16 protein-coding genes are annotated in these 14,421 nt (G+C 35.3%); 4 read left to right on the forward strand and 12 right to left on the reverse strand.

All coding sequences use genetic code 11. The annotated features are described in order from the left end of the window. Positions 1–49: 49 nt before the first annotated feature. Together ADJ83_RS16565 and ADJ83_RS16570 are read right to left on the reverse strand one after the other, a co-directional pair. A complete protein-coding gene (locus ADJ83_RS16565; protein ID WP_048718451.1) occupies positions 50–1,153 on the reverse strand; it encodes a 5-methyltetrahydropteroyltriglutamate--homocysteine S-methyltransferase in 1,104 nt (367 codons plus the stop codon). Positions 1,154–1,459: 306 nt separating this feature from the next. Further along, entirely contained in the window at positions 1,460–2,290 is an 831-nt protein-coding gene (locus ADJ83_RS16570) for a manganese catalase family protein (RefSeq protein ID WP_048718452.1), read from the reverse strand. Between the two features lie 230 nt (positions 2,291–2,520). On the opposite strand from ADJ83_RS16570, the gene ADJ83_RS16575 reads away from it, so the two are divergent. Then, a complete protein-coding gene (locus ADJ83_RS16575) occupies positions 2,521–2,772 on the forward strand; it encodes a hypothetical protein (RefSeq protein WP_031536402.1) in 252 nt (83 codons plus the stop codon). A gap of 333 nt (positions 2,773–3,105) precedes the next feature. Here ADJ83_RS16575 and ADJ83_RS16580 read toward each other — a convergent pair whose 3' ends face one another. Continuing rightward, positions 3,106–3,747 carry a spore coat protein gene (locus tag ADJ83_RS16580; protein ID WP_031536401.1) on the reverse strand — a complete coding sequence of 214 codons (642 nt, stop codon included), beginning with the start codon at positions 3,745–3,747 and terminating at the stop codon, positions 3,106–3,108. Between the two features lie 172 nt (positions 3,748–3,919). Here ADJ83_RS16580 and ADJ83_RS16585 point away from each other — a divergent pair, with 172 nt between their 5' ends. Beyond that, the gene (locus ADJ83_RS16585; protein WP_031536400.1) at positions 3,920–4,111 is read left to right on the forward strand and encodes a hypothetical protein; all 192 of its coding nucleotides are present in this window, start codon (positions 3,920–3,922) and stop codon (positions 4,109–4,111) included. 48 nt (positions 4,112–4,159) lie between these two features. Beyond that, positions 4,160–4,516, forward strand: a complete 357-nt coding sequence (locus tag ADJ83_RS16590; protein WP_048718454.1) for a hypothetical protein — start codon at positions 4,160–4,162, stop codon at positions 4,514–4,516. A gap of 58 nt (positions 4,517–4,574) precedes the next feature. Here the strand turns inward: ADJ83_RS16590 and ADJ83_RS16595 are convergent, their stop codons facing one another. The 9 genes from ADJ83_RS16595 to ADJ83_RS16635 all read right to left on the reverse strand — a co-directional run bounded on the left by ADJ83_RS16595 (position 4,575) and on the right by ADJ83_RS16635 (position 12,491). Then, positions 4,575–4,871: a rhodanese-like domain-containing protein gene (locus ADJ83_RS16595; protein ID WP_048718457.1), complete on the reverse strand. Its 297-nt coding sequence runs from the start codon at positions 4,869–4,871 to the stop codon at positions 4,575–4,577. A gap of 34 nt (positions 4,872–4,905) precedes the next feature. Then, the gene (locus ADJ83_RS16600; RefSeq protein WP_152910838.1) at positions 4,906–5,379 is read right to left on the reverse strand and encodes a DsrE/DsrF/DrsH-like family protein; all 474 of its coding nucleotides are present in this window, start codon (positions 5,377–5,379) and stop codon (positions 4,906–4,908) included. A 92-nt stretch (positions 5,380–5,471) separates the two neighbouring features. Continuing rightward, positions 5,472–5,732, reverse strand: a complete 261-nt coding sequence (locus ADJ83_RS16605; protein ID WP_031536397.1) for a metal-sensitive transcriptional regulator — start codon at positions 5,730–5,732, stop codon at positions 5,472–5,474. Positions 5,733–5,871: 139 nt separating this feature from the next. Next, a complete protein-coding gene (locus ADJ83_RS16610) occupies positions 5,872–7,827 on the reverse strand; it encodes an FAD-dependent oxidoreductase (protein ID WP_048718460.1) in 1,956 nt (651 codons plus the stop codon). A gap of 178 nt (positions 7,828–8,005) precedes the next feature. After that, positions 8,006–8,803, reverse strand: a complete 798-nt coding sequence (gene phnE, locus ADJ83_RS16615; RefSeq protein ID WP_031536395.1) for a phosphonate ABC transporter, permease protein PhnE — start codon at positions 8,801–8,803, stop codon at positions 8,006–8,008. Continuing rightward, entirely contained in the window at positions 8,803–9,621 is an 819-nt protein-coding gene (phnE, locus tag ADJ83_RS16620; RefSeq protein WP_031536394.1) for a phosphonate ABC transporter, permease protein PhnE, read from the reverse strand. Before phnE (ADJ83_RS16620) ends, phnE (ADJ83_RS16615) begins: the two co-directional genes overlap by 1 nt. A gap of 2 nt (positions 9,622–9,623) precedes the next feature. Continuing rightward, positions 9,624–10,391: a phosphonate ABC transporter ATP-binding protein gene (gene phnC, locus ADJ83_RS16625; protein ID WP_031536392.1), complete on the reverse strand. Its 768-nt coding sequence runs from the start codon at positions 10,389–10,391 to the stop codon at positions 9,624–9,626. Positions 10,392–10,467: 76 nt separating this feature from the next. Further along, entirely contained in the window at positions 10,468–11,382 is a 915-nt protein-coding gene (phnD, locus tag ADJ83_RS16630; RefSeq protein ID WP_082169288.1) for a phosphate/phosphite/phosphonate ABC transporter substrate-binding protein, read from the reverse strand. Positions 11,383–11,693: 311 nt separating this feature from the next. Further along, complete coding sequence (locus ADJ83_RS16635) at positions 11,694–12,491, reverse strand: inositol monophosphatase family protein (protein ID WP_048718461.1); 798 nt, start codon at positions 12,489–12,491, stop codon at positions 11,694–11,696. 567 nt (positions 12,492–13,058) lie between these two features. On the opposite strand from ADJ83_RS16635, the gene ADJ83_RS16640 reads away from it, so the two are divergent. Beyond that, positions 13,059–14,420 (forward strand): IS4 family transposase, encoded by a 1,362-nt coding sequence (locus tag ADJ83_RS16640; protein WP_048717268.1) that lies wholly within the window; start codon positions 13,059–13,061, stop codon positions 14,418–14,420. Position 14,421 lies beyond the last annotated feature (1 nt).

A 14,421-nucleotide genomic window follows, 5' to 3' on the forward strand; every position in this document is an offset into this window, starting at 1 on the left:
AAGAAACAGGCACCAATTGCTTTGGTACCTGTTTTTTCTCTCTTCAATATTATCCCCAAATTTCTTTTGCCACATCAACAATGTATTTCAATTTATTCCATTGCTCTTCTTCTGTCAATTTATTTCCATGATGCGTGGAAGCAAATCCACATTGTGGACTGATACAAATCTGCTCAAGGGAAACATACTTAGAAGCTTCTTCTACACGTGCTTTGATAACTTCCTTATCTTCTAATTCTCCAGTTTTTGAAGTGAATACGCCTAAAACTACTTGCGCTCCACCATTTGGTACAAACTCAAGCGGTTTGAATCCACCAGAACGCTCATCATCATACTCTAAGAAGAAACCATCTACTTTTTCCCTAGCAAAGAAGCTAGGCGCAATTTTGTCATATGGACCTTCAAATGCCCAAGTAGATTGATAGTTTCCACGGCATAGATGTGTTGTCACGATTAAATCTTCTGGTTTTCCTTCTAGAACACCATTAACTACACGTAAAGCTAGGTCAATTAATTCTTGTCTTTCTAACTCACTTTTTGCAAATGGTAATTCTGGAGCACAAAGTCCTGCAATATAAACATCGTCAAATTGTAAATAACGACACCCAGCTTCATAAAATGCTTGAACTGCATCACGATATGCTTGGATAACATCGTTTGCATAATCTGCAAGCTCCGGATAGATTTCTTCATTACGAATTCCTGCATTGAAAAATTGGTTTGGACTTGGAATGGTCATTTTTGCAACGGCACGATCGCCCACAATCTCATAGAATTCTTTAAAATCTTTTAAATGAGGATGATCAGAATTAAAAGATACTTTTCCTGTTACTCGCACATCGTAAGCTTCCGTTTCAACCCCATTAAATTTATAACCGTGGTCAGGTACATAACCTTCTACACCATTTAAATGCTCCATGAAATCAGTATGCCAGAAGCGACGACGAAACTCACCATCTGTAACTGCTTGAAGACCAACTTCTATTTGTTTATCGACAATTCGTTTGATTTCTTCTGTTTCCACTGCACGTAGTTCTTCTGCAGTAATAACTCCATCAGCAAACTTCTTTCTAGCATCATGAATTGATTGTGGACGAAGCAAACTGCCTACATGATCAGCTCTAAATGGTGCCTTAATAATCGTTTTTGTCATTTGAATCCTACCTCCGTAAATTTCTTCTCTCTTTTTTTAGTTTGGATTTTTCTAAAGAACAAATTATTATGTATAGAAAAATCTCCTTTGTGGATTATACATAACTAATTTCCACACCTTGCTTAGTTATAAATAAATGTAACATGAAAACAAGCATTCGGAAACACACAAAATTTTAATTCTTGTGATTATTTAAAACTTTTCTAGTAATTCTACACTATTTCGAAAAAGAATACTAGAAGAAACAAAAAATAGACGCAAGCTACTATTTTGTTATAATAGCTTACGTCTATTTTTTTAATCATTTTATTTTTTAATATTCAAATCATGATGCAAGGATTCAGATGGAATAGGATTAATCGGAACTTGTCCTTTCGGAACTGGTTCTTTTACATAAACGAAGTCACCTGTACCATCTTGTGCACTTCCTGTTGCCCATAAGCCCTCAGAAGAAGCATCTCCTTCTGATAGATTCCAAAATTCATAAGCTTCTGGTTGCGATTCTTTTTCTGCTTCTGGTGGGAAAGTTGCTGGAACGACCACTCCATTTTTCGCTTCTAGTTCCTCAATTGCAGCCATCCATTGATATTGGTGGTAGCGGTCACGGGCTAACATTTTTCTAAATGTTGCTTTAACTCCCTCATCTGTTGTCATATGGTACAATCTTGCCACCTGCAGACGGCCTTGGCTTTCTGCGTGAAGATTGGAACGCATATCTGCTAATAGGTTACCACTTGCTACAATATAAGAACCATTCCACGGTACCCCATTAGAGTTTGTAGGCATACCACCCAAACCACTTACAAGTAGATGCTGTGGATTAATTCCACCCATAATGGCTGCAACAGCTGGATCTTTTGCAGCCTCCGCTTGATCCTCAGGTGACGCTCCATCTAGAAGCTGACTTATAAGAGAGCAGAGCATTTCCACATGTCCAATCTCCTCTGTCCCGATATCCATTAGCATATCCTTATATTTTTCTTCTCCTCGACAGTTGAAACCTTGGAAAAGATATTGCATCATAACTGTCATTTCCCCGAATTGCCCTCCAAGTACCTCTTGGATTTGACGTGCTAACATTGGATCTGGCTTGTCCACTTTCACTTCAAACTGTAATTCCTTTTGATGACGAAACATGATATCTCCTCCTTATGACTTTTCGTATTTACTGTTCGATTAAGATGTACCCCGGATTACATAAGAGTAAACTGCGGGAAATATTTCCAAGCAAAAAGTTCCAGGTGCTAAAATGCCACCTGGACCTTTTTTCTCTTATAATATACTAATATAGTAACTTCCTCCGTTTTTGCATCAAAAAGAAGTATTTTCATTTAAGTAAAACGCTTATATTTAAGAATAAAGAACCATTGCTAATCAGCTATATAATAACTGGATTATTTACTGCATTAGTATTGGTTGCGATTAGTCCTAGTGTACTCAATCCAGAGCCTGGTATCGCTATTTTAACTGGAACTGCTATATTCCCTTTAACAAATTCGGCCATCATTTCGATTCCAGCTGGTTTCTTAGGAGCATTTATTGGAACATCACTATCCAATAAACGGGATGAGAAGAAATACGCAGAAGTTATTGTTAAAGCTAATACGGGGATGAAGTGAAAATATAGCGCTGACATTCCATAACTTATTGTACAGGAAAGTCAGTCCATTGCTTTCCCGGGAAATAAAATGACAAAAACCGTCAATAATCGATTATATCCTATTTTTTCCGCAAACTCCTCTAACGTAGTTGATTACTTATTATATTTTTGAAGGCAATAACGTTTTCCCACGTCCAACATCAAAGTAACTCAAATATAGAATAAGATGGGAAAAGTAGAAATAGTAAGAAGATAAATTTATTTTTTCATACAGAATAATCTCCCTTTTTTTCCTTGACCTTAAATGAAGTTGCCTCATAAATTCGAGACAACTTCTTCTACAATAAAGCAATTAATGCATATTATTATTCATTTGCTGTTGCATCGGCATACCTTGAGCAGGAGCAAATCCGTTTAAGATTTGCTGCATATCTTGTGCTGCTAATTGTGGCACTTGATAATAATGATGCTTGTTTTGATATAAGGAAACTTCATAAGCCATTTCAAGACAGTTTGGTATAGACGCGGCAATAACACGGCGTACTACTGGATTGGTTGTCTCTGAGGCTGCCATCGTTTTCATAGAGGCAGTTCCCTTAAGTGCATTTAGCATTGCTGCTGCCACATGTTGATCACTTATTTCCGTAACATTTTGAATTGGTTTAGATGGTGGCATTTGCGTCATACCAAAGATGAAATCATTATTTTCTTTCATCATATATGGCTCAGTTCTCTTAGCAGGAGGTTGTCCTGTTTGAAAACACTGTAATGTTAAATTATATTCTTCTTGGATAAATTGAGATTGTCTGTTATGGATATCACGTAATTCAGGATCCTGAATATGCCCCCCTAACAGTTTATATAAATTTAATGTATTTATTGCACCAGCCAAAACTTCATGTACATCGAACATTTCATGCCCACCATGATTCATTGCTTGGGGAACTTGTCCTGTTTGTATATTTTGGTGTACTTGCTGTCCATTTTCTAACATATAACGTCCTCCTTTTCTAATATAATAAACAACAGGATTAGTATGATAAAACCACATTAAACTATTCGTTTAAAAATAAAACATAATATGGCAATACATATGGTTTGGTTTCTAAAAACTTGAATTATTTTCTTATTTTAATCCATCCTAACAATTAGGAGGAGGTGTTATAATGCCAAGAGATCAAGTACATGTTAACGTGGATCCTAATATGGATGGGCCAAGAGAGGGAGTAATTGCTGATGCTGATGGAGACCAATTAGGTATAAGTAGAGACACTGGCGCAGAAACAACTGCCTTTCATGTGAAGCAATTAAAAAAAGACCCTGAATTGGCAAAATTTAACCAAACATTTAAACAATAATTTATAGAAAAAGAATTTGTAAAACTTAGGAATCATATGGAGGTAGAAATGAGTAGCTATTTAGATAAAGTGGTCACAAAAGTAAGAGATACTTTCGCTCATGCAACTGATTCAGTTCGCAAAAGTTTCCTCAACCTAACTGGAGAAGCTTCTGTCTCCATTAATCAGCTTGCAGCTTTTATAAAAGATCATAAGGAAACAAAAACAGAATGCAAATATTTATTGGGGAATTATTATTATTTTAGCCATTTGCAGGAAAATGGCATTCATTACTATTTAGAGACAAATGGCAATTATATTTTACAGTTAGATGCTAGCACAAAGGATCAGATTCTTATTGCCTATCGTTCTTACAAGGACAAGTTGTCTTTAAATTCCCCCATTAAATTCCCCAAAATATATTAAAAATAACAAAAAAACAGGATAGCATGAATTGATCTCGCTTCCTGTTTTTTAATATAGCTTAGACTATTTTCCCTTCCCAGCTCTGCATCCCACCAACCATATTTACTACATGAAAACCATTTTCCGATAATAATTGGGCTGCCTGACTACTTCTTCCACCAGCTTGACAAACGATATAATATTCTATTTGCTTATCTAATTCATGCATACGAAATTCAAGTAAGCGTAAAGAGATATTCATTGCGCCAGGAATTTTTCCTGTAGCCACTTCAGCTGGTTCACGAACATCAATAATGGATACGTTCTCCCCGCTGGATAGTTTACGATTTAATTCCTTTGGTGTAATTTCCTTCATACTATTATTCCTCCCAAAAATATTTTTAGCTACTTTAGATAAATAAATTCACATGCCCATCCTCTGCTTCTGCTAAATAGGCAGCTACACCAGCATACTCTATTCCGTCCAACAGCTCTTCTTCTTTTAATCCAAGTAAGTCCATTGTCATGGTACAAGCAACAAGGTTTACATTCTGCTCTTGTGCCAATGCAATTAATTGGGGGAGTGTCATCGCATGATGTTTATCAATAATATGCTTAATCATTTTCTGGCCAAATCCTGCATAATTCATTTTGGATAAACCCATTCTCTCCGCCCCCCTTGGCATCATTTTGCTAAAAAGCTTTTCTAAAAATCCTTTATTTATTTGGACCTTTTCTTCCTTTCGAAGTGCATTTAGTCCCCAAAAGGTATGAAATATCGTTACTTCATGATCATAAGCAGCTGCACCATTCGCAATAATATATGCGGCCATTGCTTTATCATAATCTCCGCTAAATAGTACAATCGTTGTTTTCTTTGTCATTGTCCCACTCCTAGTCATTTACCTTTACCCCTATATGTATTATACATACTAAAAATAATAAGCTCTATTATTCTAGAGCCTATCCCTTTTTATCATCTACTCTTTACTAACAGGTTAACAGCTTCTTTAATAACTTCATCCATTCTTTCGCCGTTTTTTTCTGCTTCTACTACACAATCTACTAAGTTAGTGCTAACAATTACTCCCATTGTTCGATCTACTGCTGAACGAACTGCTGATAGCTGTGTTATTACTTCTTTACAATCCTTATTATCTTCCATCATTTTCAGAATCCCTCTTAGTTGACCTTCCATTCGTTTCACTCTATTTTTTAATTGATCATTATATTCCAAAGAAAATGCTCCTTCCACTCAATAAGTATTTTTTAATCAACCATTATTAATCATTTCATTATACTTGATTAAATAATACTATATATAGTTTGTCAACGAACAAGCCAGCTAATGAAAAGGAGATTTCCTTACCATTCATCTATTTTTTCTTAATCCAAAATTTGATAATAGAACCTTCTTGTTCTGTTTTTAAAATTTGATGTCCGACTTTTTTTGTCCATGCCGGCAAATCAGTTAAAATTCCTTTGTCTGTTGCCAATAATTCTAATACTTGATTACTCTGTAACTCATCTATCCCTTTTTTTAACTTAACAATTGGCATCGGACAAGTTAAACCTGCAACGTCTAATATAGAATCAATTTGAATAGACGCTTCTGCTTTACTTCCTTCTTCTTTACGTTCTTCTTTTTGCGAACTACTTTCTTTTGTGATTTCTACTGTATCTGTCAAATTAGTAACAGCAGAATACGTTTTCCAGCCACCATCTACATTTTTTACGTCAAAGCCATTATTTTTTAATATTCTACTAGCTAAATAACCTCTTAGACCAACTTGACAACTTACATAAATCGGTTGATCCTTTGGTAACTCATCTAACTTATCTCTTAATTGACCTAAGGAAATATTCTGAGATCCCTCAATAAAACCAAATTCTCGCTCTACACTTTCCCTTACATCTATTAAATATCCACCGTTTTGGACTATTTGATCCACTTCATGCCACTGGATTTGTTCTAGTTCTCCGTCTACAATATTAGTTGCAACATATCCTGCCATATTTACTGGATCCTTGGCAGATGAATAAGGCGGTGCATAGGAGAGCTCTAAATTCGTTAAGTCCTCTACTGTTAAATTCCCTTTTATTGCAGTTGCAATTACATCAATTCGCTTATCTACACCAGCTCTTCCAATTGCTTGTGCACCGTAAATTCGTCCTGTTTCTTTATCAAAAATTAGCTTTAAGGCAATAGGTGAGCTTTCCGGATAATAGCCAGCATGTGCATTAGGATGAATGTGAACCACTTCATATGGGATATTCCACTTTTGAAGCACTTTTTCATTGTTTCCTGTAGTCGCAACTGTAAGGTCAAATATTTTAACAATGGAAGTACCTAATGTCCCTTCGTACTTTTCTCTTTTTCCCAATATATTATTTGCCGCAATTCGTCCTTGACGATTTGCCGGTCCTGCTAATGGAATCATTGTCTTTTTTTTATTGATATAATCGCGAACCTCAATTGCATCTCCTACAGCATAAATATCTTGATTTGAAGTTTGGAGCAAGTGATTTACAATAATACCACCTTGTACTCCAATTTCTAAACCGGCAGATTTTGCTAACTCGTTTTCCGGTCTAACACCAATAGAAAGAATAGTCATATCAGAGGTTATCTCTGTATTATCTTCTAATACTACTTTCTTGCCATTTTCTTTAAATCCCTTCACTCCATTGCCTAAGATAAGAGTGACTCCATTTTGTTTAAGATGTGTTTGAACAGGACTCGCCATTTCCACATCAAGCGGAGCTAAAACCTGATTACCCTTTTCGATAACTGTTACTTTTATGCCCCGAGCAACTAGGTTTTCCACCATCTCTAAACCAATAAAGCCTCCTCCAATTATAACGGCACTATTTGGTGCTTGATGATCGACAAAATCTTTTATTCTATCTGTATCTGGTATATTTCTTAGTGTAAATAAAGATCCATGATTTTCTATCCCAGGAATAGGTGGAATAATTGGTCTAGCTCCAGGAGAAAGGAGCAATTTATCATAGAACTCTTCATAAACCTCAGCTGTTTTTAAGTTTTTAATCGTCACTTTTTTATTTTTTGCATCAATAGCTACAGCCTCACTATTTACTCTTATATCTAATTGAAATCTATTAGACATTCCTTCCACTGTTTGCACAAGTAATTTACTGCGATCTGTAATCGTTTCACCAATATAATAAGGCAATCCACAATTAGCAAAAGAAATATGCTCTCCTCTTTCAATTAAGATGATTTCAGCCTCTTCACTTATTCTTCTTAATCTAGCAGCAGCTGTTGCACCTCCTGCAACACCACCAATTATAATTACTTTCGTTTTCATATAAAATCTCCTCTCTTTAATACCTACAGGGGTATAATAGAATGTATAAAAAATACCCCAAGGGGTTTATTTATGTATTATATATGTCTTTAAATTGAAAGTAAAGAAAAAGGTGTCCAGCACTACAAAAGATAAGTAAGTATCTAATGCATCGCCTAACACCATTTTATGAACTAATTTATACAAGTCTTCTACGAATTCTACTACTTATAAAGTCAATGACAGAAACAACAACAATGATAATCATTAACATCATCCCAACTCGTTCCCAGCTACGCTGCATTGCGGCAATGATAAGAGGCGTACCAATTCCACCTGCACCAACTACACCAAGTACGGTAGATGAACGCACATCAATTTCATAGCGATAAATAGCATAAGAAGCAAATTCAGGAATAATCTGTGGAATTACCCCATACCAAATCGTTTGCAGTCTTCCAGCACCATTAGCTTTGAATGATTCAAGCACACTCATATCAATCGATTCAATAACTTCTGAATACAATTTTCCAAGCATCCCAATGGAGTTAATTCCAATCGCAAGCACCCCGGCAAATGGTCCCATTCCAACTGCAGCAACAAAGATAATCGCAAACATTACCTCTGGAAATGCACGAATTGCATTTAAAATCCATTTTCCAATATAGGAAAACTTCGAAATATTGGATGCAGCTAAAAATCCAAATGGAATTGCTAAAATGGCTCCAATAACTGCTCCTCCATATGCGATAGCTAATGTTTCAATCATATAGGCTATGTATTCAGGCACCTTCTCTAATACTGCATCATCAAAGAATGGATTCCAAAATAGACGTTGCAGTAATGCGCCTGGACTCAATGTTGATCCTCTATATGTCAAATCTGTAGTAGTCAGGGCAATATAGTATAGAAAAATAAGGATGACAGCAGAAATAATTGTTCTAATCCAAAACATCCTGTCTTTTTTCGGCTTTTGTATGATAGTATTTTTCGTCATTATAATAAACGCTCCCTTACACGACTACTTACAAAGTCAATGATAGTGACCGCAATAAATGTCATAAGTATGATAGTTGACACATTTCCATAATTAAATAAACTAGTTTGCTGTTTTAAAATAATCCCAATTCCACCTGCACCAACAAACCCTAAAATAACAGATGCACGTACATTTATTTCTAACACATATAATGCGTAAGAAGTATATTGCGGCAAAATTTGTGGGATGACAGCATATCTAATTACTTGAATGGTATTCGCACCAGTTGCCCGAATGGCCTCAAGAGGATTTGGATCAATCGCTTCAATTGTTTCACTTATAAGCTTTGCAAGAATCCCTAGTGAAAAAATAAACAATGCCCCAATACCGGAGATAACACCAATACCCATAAAGGCAACAAGAAGAACGGCCAGAATAAGCTCTGGTATCGTACGAATGATGTTTAAAATAAATCGTACAATTTGATAAAACACTTTGTTCTTATTAATATTTGCAGCAGCAAGAAAGCTTATTGGCAATGCAAATATAACCGATAGTGTTGTACTCAATAATGCCATATTCCACGTTTCTATTAATGCTTTCATAACGGTAGAAATGTACTTTAAATTAGGCGGAAAAAAATCATAAATAACAAAGTCTATAACAACTGGCATTCCAGCAATAATCAGATTTGGATAAGCTTCCGTGTAAAATGCAGAAGCTATATATAAGCCTATTACAATTATAAGGATATAAGTTATTGTTACTTTCGTCTTTGAATGGAATACAGCAATATTCCCATTATCCACTGACGCTTTATTCTTTTGCTTCGACATTATTATTCAGCTCCTATAATGTCATCTTCTTTAATTGGACGACCATAGATCTCTTCGAATGTTTTTTCACTTACTTCACTAACAGGTCCATCAAATACTACTTCTCCTTCACGCATGCCAATAATACGGTCTGCATATTCCATTGCCATATCAATAAAGTGAAGGTTAATAATTGTCGTAATCCCGTCTTCTTTATTAATCTTCTTTAAATCTTTCATAACTGTATGAGATGTCGGTGGGTCTAAACTTGCGACAGGCTCATCTGCCAAGATGACATTAGGCTTTTGCGTTAATGCTCTTGCAATACTAACACGTTGCTGTTGTCCACCACTTAATTGATCTGCTCTGCGGTATGCTTTATCGTCAATTCCGACTCTCGCAAGACTACCCATTGCCAATTCCTTATCTTCATTTGAAAATAATCCAAATAAGCTTTTAAATGTACCCGTTCTGCCAAGACTTCCAGTTAACACATTGCGAAGCACAGACATTCTTTTTACTAAATTATAGCTTTGAAAAATCATGCCGATATTTCTGCGGACTTCTTTTAATTGACGCTCATTACACTTTAACGTATCTTTTCCATTAATAATTAGTTCCCCTTCTGTAGGCTTCACTAATTGATTAATACTTCTTATTAAAGTAGACTTTCCAGCGCCTGATAAGCCTACAACAACAATAAATTCTCCGTCATTAATCTTTAAGTTAACATTCTTTAATCCTTGATGACCATTCGGGTAAGTTAAAGATACATTTTTAAATTCAATCATCTAAAGAAACTCCTCTGCATTTACTTACTTGTAAAAAAGGAGGTAATTAGCTCCTCCTTTTTTACATTACTGTCTATTATTCAGATAACTCATCTTCGAACTTGCTATATACTTCTCTTACAATATCATAATCTTCTGGCTTAGCCTCTGCAATTCCATCCCAAGTATATACATCATTCATGATTGCCATCATTTCTTCATCATCATTAAATGCTAGGAATGCATCTTTAATTTTTTGTTTCCATTCATCTGGAAGATCACTGCGTACAGATAATGTATCATTTGGAATTGGATCTGTATGACCGATAACCTTTAAGTCTTCTTTAACTGTAGGATAGTCACCTTCTACTGTATCACGTGCATCATCAAATGTAGTTGCAAAATCAGCTTGTCCATCAAGTAATGAAAGAATCGCATTATCATGTCCACCAACTACTGAATGTTGGAAATGTGTAGATAAATCCTCTACTCCCATATCCATTAATTGTGATGCAGGGAATAAATATCCAGAAGTAGATAATGTATCTGCATATGCCCAAACAAGACCTTCTGTATTTACTAAATCTTCAATAGAATTAATTTCTGAATCTGCAGGAACAACATATTGAGCAACATAACTGTCGCCGCCATTACGAATCGCTTTTAATAGTACATCAACATCGGCACGATCTTCTGCTTGAACATAACCAAATGGATTTAAGAACCCAATGTCAATTTTCCCCGTTCTCATACCTTCTACTAATCCAACGAAGTCAATCATAACTTCTGCTTTAACAGGAATTCCAAGCTCTTCTGAAAGCTTTTTCTCAAGTGGTTCTACTGTATCAGCAATTTTATCTGCTTCTTGTGATGGAATAAACCCTAAAGTTAATTCCTTAATTTCTCCGTCATTTCCATTGCTATTGCTACTTTCGTTCTTTTCTCCCCCACCACATGCTGTTAGTGCTACAAGCATTAATACCATAACTAGTGAAAATAATGTCTTTTTCAATTTCTTAGCCCTCTTTTCTTAATAAATTGTGTAATAAATAAAAGAAAACAACTGCAAAAAAACGATAAAAAAGTAGCTTTTAGTATGTATCTACATACTAAAAGTTTGTCCCCCCCTGTTCAAATTGTTGTAATGGATAAAATATATATAAAAATGGAAAAAGTCCATTTCTATTACGAAAGAGAGATATAAATACTGTAATACAAGTGGTAATAGTAATTAAGAAAGACTGACAATTACCTGATCCTTTATTTAGCTAAATGAAACATTATTTTTTTCAGAATATTCAATTTAATAGAAACCTACTATTTTTAAGATAGATATTCAAGAATATATTGATGAATTCCCGGTCTAGAAAATATAGTGGATGATTTCGTAAATACATTAATCGCTTGGTTTTCCAAGGTTGTCATTTCTGCACCTACTTCATTCAAAATGACTATACCTGCGGCAATATCCCATGGAGAAAGTCTAAAATCCAAGGAAGAATCTAATCTCCCACAAGCAACATATGCCATTTCTAATGCTGCAGAGCCAAGATAACGAACACCTCTTACATCATTTACTAAATGGTGCATTTTTTCATAGTCTACTTTTTCATTTGGAACAAGCCATAAATGATTGAAACATATTACTGCTTCTTCTACCCTACATGAAGTTAAAGTAGATAATGGCTGATCATTTAGAAAAGCGCCCTGATTTTTTATTGCAGAGAACAGTTCCTTTTTAATAGGATCATAAATATAACCAATGGTTGGGTCACCATCAATATAAACCGCAACAGAGATTGCATAATTCAGATTCTGATGGACAAAATTAGTTGTACCATCTATTGGATCAATAATCCAAACTACTCCTTCTTGCGTATCTATTGGTAATACATCTGACAAACCTTCTTCTCCTAAAACATAATGTCCAGGATAGGTTGACTTAATATTTCCGATAAAAAATTGTTCAATTTCTTTATCTTTTTGGGTAACAATGTCAGCAGCAGATGTTTTATATTCGACATTTAACTTTTCTTCCTGAGATAAGTTTAGACGTGCCCCAGCCTCCAGCGTCCATTCCTTCGCTTTCTCAGCAATCTCAATTACTCTCGAATCTACCATCTTTTCCTCCTCTGAAACTTACTGTATACAAGACTTCATTAATTTATGTATAAAATAGCTATAAGAATTAATAGTTTTGCCGTTATTTGTAACTATATGTTAGTTTATATCACATCATCTCTACTTTCAATAGAATATTGAATTTTTTCATGCTAATTTTTATTTTGCAAAAGTTTCCACAATAATATTAATAAAAAATTTACATTCTACCTAACGCTGTAAATAACTGTGGTTAATATATATCCCCTCAATATGTTGATTCACTGAATGCAGGAAAAGTTAAGGATTGGAACAGAGAGAATGTAATGATAATCTCTTGTCTAAAAAAATAGAAAGCAAATTGCTCTCTACTTTTAAATCTATACAACCATCACTGCATTTAAGATTTTATTATTCTATTACTCAACTTTCGCACCAAAAAAATAAGTGCAAATCGTTAGTTGTATTGCGTCTATGGTCTATTAAATATGTTGCTTGACAGTGTTTAATAAAATGAAATAACACCTCATTCTTTGGTATAGTGTAATTGTAGAGAAAACACTACCATACAGAAGAGGTGCTCCCTATATGATAGACCAAAATAGCCAAAACAATCAACTACCAAAAGAACTTAATTCGGTTTTTTCTGAGCTTGAAATGAATAAACACCTGCGCCAAGCAGGAATTAAAAAATCCTTCGGTTTCAGCTGTTCCTACTTATTTCAGCTTGTTTTCTGTTTGATTTTCCAGCACAAAAATTGGTTTTCACTTCTTGATTCAAAGAAAGCCGATCAGTTTCCAGCCAAAGATGCCGTCTATCGCTTTTTAAACCAATCAACTTTTAATTGGCGCCGTTTCTTACTACTGTTGAGCATTTTTACTATTCAAAAGGTGACTCGCCTTACGAATAAAGAGCGTCCAAAAGTACTGATTATCGATGATTCTGCGTATGACCGAAATCGTAGTAAAAAGGTAGAGCTTCTCGCTCGTTGTTTTGATCATGCTTCCCTGAAAATGCGTTTCTTTAAGGGGTTTCGTATGCTCACTTTGGGCTGGTCAGATGGCTATACATTTATGCCAATTGACTTTTCTTTAGTCAGTTCAAAAAAGTCTCAAATCAATGGTATCTCTGAAAAAATTGATAAACGTACTTGTGGATACAAGCGTCGAGAAAATGCATTACAAACTGAGCCTGAACAAGTTCCTGACATGATTAAACGTGCATTAGCCAATGGGATAGATGCAAGTTATGTCCTTATGGATTCTTGGTTTACATTGCCACCACTTGTAAAGTCTATTGTGGATCAAGGATTAGACGTAATTGGTATGGTCAAAGAAACAAAACAACGTTATAACGTAAACGGGGAGATGGTTTCTTTAAAGCAACTATACCGCCTAGCTGGACCCATTCAATCCAAGAAAGGAATTCTTCGTTCCATCCATACGATCATGGCTAATGGAACACCAATTAAAGTGGTATTCATTCAAAACAGAAATAAGAAAAGCGACTGGCTTGCCATCCTCAGCACAGACTGCACTCTTTCAGAACAGGAGATCGTCCGAATCTATGGAATGCGCTGGGATATCGAGGTATTCTTTAAGGCGGCCAAATCTCTTTTGAAACTTGAAAAAGAATTCCAAAGCCGTTCATATGACGCGCTTATTTGCCATACAACGATTGTGTTTTCTCGTTTTATCGTTCTGTCGTGGCAGAATCGCTGTAATACCGATCAACGCACAATAGGTGGTCTGTTTTACGAATTATGCGATGAAGTAAATGAACTTGATTGGGCTGTCGCATTACAGCAATTGATCGAGCTTCTTCAAGATGCACTTAAACAAACGAATAAGAAAATCAAAAAAATAATTCAAAGTCAACTTGAACAGTGGATCGCTGGCCTTCCTAATTATATCAAGGCTTATTTGCCGATATCACTCTGCGAAAGTTGAG

It is taken from the genome of Bacillus sp. 522_BSPC, from assembly GCF_001076885.1.
Taxonomy (GTDB): domain Bacteria; phylum Bacillota; class Bacilli; order Bacillales; family Cytobacillaceae; genus Niallia; species Niallia hominis.

What these genes read in the sequence shown, in the direction of transcription:
- ADJ83_RS16565 (WP_048718451.1), bottom strand. Translation starts at nt 1,153, where the DNA reads ATGACAAAAACGATTATTAAGGCACCATTTAGAGCTGATCATGTAGGC.
- ADJ83_RS16570 (WP_048718452.1), bottom strand. Translation starts at nt 2,290, where the DNA reads ATGTTTCGTCATCAAAAGGAATTACAGTTTGAAGTGAAAGTGGACAAG.
- ADJ83_RS16580 (WP_031536401.1), bottom strand. Translation starts at nt 3,747, where the DNA reads ATGTTAGAAAATGGACAGCAAGTACACCAAAATATACAAACAGGACAA.
- ADJ83_RS16585 (WP_031536400.1), top strand. Translation starts at nt 3,920, where the DNA reads ATGCCAAGAGATCAAGTACATGTTAACGTGGATCCTAATATGGATGGG.
- ADJ83_RS16590 (WP_048718454.1), top strand. Translation starts at nt 4,160, where the DNA reads ATGAGTAGCTATTTAGATAAAGTGGTCACAAAAGTAAGAGATACTTTC.
- ADJ83_RS16595 (WP_048718457.1), bottom strand. Translation starts at nt 4,871, where the DNA reads ATGAAGGAAATTACACCAAAGGAATTAAATCGTAAACTATCCAGCGGG.
- ADJ83_RS16600 (WP_152910838.1), bottom strand. Translation starts at nt 5,379, where the DNA reads ATGACAAAGAAAACAACGATTGTACTATTTAGCGGAGATTATGATAAA.
- ADJ83_RS16610 (WP_048718460.1), bottom strand. Translation starts at nt 7,827, where the DNA reads ATGAAAACGAAAGTAATTATAATTGGTGGTGTTGCAGGAGGTGCAACA.
- phnE (WP_031536395.1), bottom strand. Translation starts at nt 8,803, where the DNA reads ATGACGAAAAATACTATCATACAAAAGCCGAAAAAAGACAGGATGTTT.
- phnE (WP_031536394.1), bottom strand. Translation starts at nt 9,621, where the DNA reads ATGTCGAAGCAAAAGAATAAAGCGTCAGTGGATAATGGGAATATTGCT.
- phnC (WP_031536392.1), bottom strand. Translation starts at nt 10,391, where the DNA reads ATGATTGAATTTAAAAATGTATCTTTAACTTACCCGAATGGTCATCAA.
- ADJ83_RS16635 (WP_048718461.1), bottom strand. Translation starts at nt 12,491, where the DNA reads ATGGTAGATTCGAGAGTAATTGAGATTGCTGAGAAAGCGAAGGAATGG.
- ADJ83_RS16640 (WP_048717268.1), top strand. Translation starts at nt 13,059, where the DNA reads ATGATAGACCAAAATAGCCAAAACAATCAACTACCAAAAGAACTTAAT.